Here is a 3,615-nt window from a genome sequence, read left to right on the forward strand (position 1 = left end):
AGAAGATATGTCTGGAAGCTTCCAGGTGTTTTGAGCCCATTGGGTTTGAGACGTCCGAGCCCAGTCCTTGTGAACCCATTTGATGGCTTAGTCGGCCGGGCGTGGTGGAGGGATTGGAGGTAGGAAGGAAAGCTTGTCCTAGGCATTTTTGTTGTTTGAACTTTGGTTCATCTGATGGAAATGCTGGATTGGTGTTGCCTGACCGCGCATCACTGGATGATATCTCGAGAAGCTGGTCTTAATGATACGACCTCGAAGTGCACCGGCGTGCCTTCAAATGAGGATTGTATCGAACACGTCGATGGCATCAAAGAATGATCTGGTTGTAAAAGGTAACCGGGTCTTGCCTCCTTTGGAGGCTATGTGATGGGCATAGACAATGAGAACGAACAAGTGTTTTAAGGGCATTTGGTGGATGCCTTGGCATGCACAGGCGAAGAAGGACGTGATACGCTGCGATAAGCCGTGGGGAGCTGCGAATAAGCTTTGATCCATGGATCTCCGAATGGGGCAACCCACCTTAAATACTTGGAGAATCCAAGCTGTTCTTATGAACGGTTTGGGTTTCCAAGTATTGATATAAGGTATCTTACCTTCGAATACATAGGGGTAAGAAGCGAACGCAGGGAACTGAAACATCTAAGTACCTGCAGGAAAGGACATCAACCGAGACTCCGTAAGTAGTGGCGAGCGAACGCGGACCAGGCCAGTGGCAATGATGAATAAAGTGGAACGATCTGGAAAGTTCGGCCGTAGCGGGTGATAGCCCCGTACACGTAGAACAATCATTGTCCTTGAGTAAGGCGGGGCACGTGAAATCCTGTCTGAACATGGGGAGACCACTCTCCAAGCCTAAGTACTCGTGCATGACCGATAGCGAACAAGTACCGTGAGGGAAAGGTGAAAAGCACCCCGACGAGGGGAGTGAAATAGAACCTGAAACCGGATGCCTACAAACAGTCGGAGCCCGCAAGGGTGACGGCGTACCTTTTGTATAATGGGTCAACGACTTAGTGTAACTAGCAAGCTTAAGCCGGTAGGTGTAGGCGCAGCGAAAGCGAGTCTGAATAGGGCGATTTAGTTAGTTGCATTAGACCCGAAACCGAGTGATCTAGCCATGAGCAGGCTGAAGGTTGGGTAACACCAACTGGAGGGCCGAACCCATATCTGTTGCAATAGATTGGGATGACTTGTGGCTAGGGGTGAAAGGCCAATCAAACTCGGAAATAGCTGGTTCTCCGCGAAATCTATTTAGGTAGAGCGTCGACCGAATACCCTCGGGGGTAGAGCACTGGATGGGCTATGGGGACTCACCGTCTTACTGATCCTAACCAAACTCCGAATACCGAGGAGTACTAGTCGGCAGACACACGGCGGGTGCTAACGTCCGTCGTGAAGAGGGCAACAACCCTGACCTCCAGCTAAGGTCCCCAAGTCATGGCTAAGTGGGAAAGGATGTGAGGATCCCAAAACAACCAGGATGTTGGCTTAGAAGCAGCCATCATTTAAAGAAAGCGTAACAGCTCACTGGTCTAAATAAGGGTCTTTGCGCCGAAAATGTAACGGGGCTAAAGCCATGCACCGAAGCTGAGGATACGATCTTATGATCGTGTGGTAGCGGAGCGTTCCGTAAGTCTGTGAAGGCGGACCCGTGAGGGCTGCTGGAGATATCGGAAGTGCGAATGTTGACATGAGTAACGATAAAGGGAGTGAGAGACTCCCTCGCCGAAAGACCAAGGGTTCCTGCTTAAAGTTAATCTGAGCAGGGTTAGCCGGCCCCTAAGACGAGGCGGACACGCGTAGTCGATGGGAACCACGTTAATATTCGTGGGCCTGGTGGTAGTGACGGATCTCGTGTGTTGTACACCCTTATTGGATTGGTTGTGCAGCGAAGAGGTTCCAGGAAATAGCTCCACCGTATAGACCGTACCCGAAACCGACACAGGTGGTCAGGTAGAGTATACCAAGGCGCTTGAGAGAACTATGTTGAAGGAACTCGGCAAATTGCACGCGTAACTTCGGAAGAAGCGTGACCCCATATTACGCAAGTATTGTGGGGTGGCACAGACCAGGGGGTAGCGACTGTTTATCAAAAACACAGGGCTCTGCGAAGTAGCAATACGACGTATAGGGTCTGACGCCTGCCCGGTGCTGGAAGGTTAAAGGGAGGGGTGCAAGCTCTGAACTGAAGCCCCAGTAAACGGCGGCCGTAACTATAACGGTCCTAAGGTAGCGAAATTCCTTGTCGGGTAAGTTCCGACCTGCACGAATGGCGTAACGACTTCCCCGCTGTCTCCAACATAGACTCAGTGAAATTGAATTCCCCGTGAAGATGCGGGGTTCCTGCGGTCAGACGGAAAGACCCCGTGCACCTTTACTATAGCTTTACACTGGCATTCGCCAAGGCATGTGTAGGATAGGTGGTAGGCTTTGAAGCAGGGACGCCAGTTCTTGTGGAGCCATCCTTGAAATACCACCCTTATCTTCGTGGATGTCTAACCGCGGTCCGTTATCCGGATCCGGGACAGTGTATGGTGGGTAGTTTGACTGGGGCGGTCGCCTCCGAAAGAGTAACGGAGGCGCGCGATGGTTAGCTCAGACCGGTCGGAAATCGGTCGTCGAGTGCAATGGCATAAGCTAGCCTGACTGCGAGACTGACAAGTCGAGCAGAGACGAAAGTCGGTCATAGTGATCCGGTGGTCCCGTGTGGAAGGGCCATCGCTCAACGGATAAAAGGTACGCCGGGGATAACAGGCTGATGACCCCCAAGAGTCCATATCGACGGGGTTGTTTGGCACCTCGATGTCGACTCATCGCATCCTGGGGCTGGAGCAGGTCCCAAGGGTATGGCTGTTCGCCATTTAAAGCGGTACGTGAGTTGGGTTCAGAACGTCGTGAGACAGTTCGGTCCCTATCTGCCGTGGGTGTAGGAATATTGACAGGATCTGTCCCTAGTACGAGAGGACCGGGATGGACGTATCTCTGGTGGATCTGTTGTCCTGCCAAGGGCATAGCAGAGTAGCTATATACGGAATGGATAACCGCTGAAGGCATCTAAGCGGGAAACCAACCTGAAAACGAGTATTCCCTATCAGAGCCGTGGAAGACGACCACGTTGATAGGACGGGTGTGGAAGTACAGTAATGTATGAAGCTTACCGTTACTAATAGCTCGATCGACTTCTTCGTTCTCATTGTTCATGTCCATCAAGACGTGTTAAATTAAAGTGAGCTTCAAGCTCTCCAGCTTCTCGAAAACAACGTAAGTTGTTGCGTTTTGCCGACCTGGTGGTTATTGCGGGGCGGCTGCACCCGTTCCCATTCCGAACACGGCCGTGAAACGCCCCAGCGCCAATGGTACTTCGTCTTAAGACGCGGGAGAGTAGGTCGCTGCCAGGTCTGCTAAACGCAACTCAAAGCTTACAAAACATCTTCTCATCACAAAAAGGGCCTCGATGCCCAACACGAGGCCGCTATCAAAGCGGCCTTTTGCGTTTAAGGCATTCAATAAACGAGAAAATTGCACAGCAATTTAATCGAAAAACGCCATAGATCGCTATAACGGTTTATGGCTTGCGACAAATCCCAAGGATTTGCGCTGGTACGGATAAACTGC

At 51.3% G+C, this 3,615-nt stretch carries 2 rRNA genes; both read left to right on the forward strand.

Annotated elements, in window-relative coordinates:
• The first annotated feature begins 387 nt into the window (after positions 1–387).
• Positions 388–3,188 (forward strand): 23S ribosomal RNA (locus IB237_RS26135).
• Between the two features lie 95 nt (positions 3,189–3,283).
• Positions 3,284–3,398 (forward strand): 5S ribosomal RNA (gene rrf / locus IB237_RS26140).
• Positions 3,399–3,615 lie beyond the last annotated feature (217 nt).

Source organism: Agrobacterium sp. AGB01 (genome assembly GCF_014851585.1).
Classification (GTDB): domain Bacteria; phylum Pseudomonadota; class Alphaproteobacteria; order Rhizobiales; family Rhizobiaceae; genus Agrobacterium.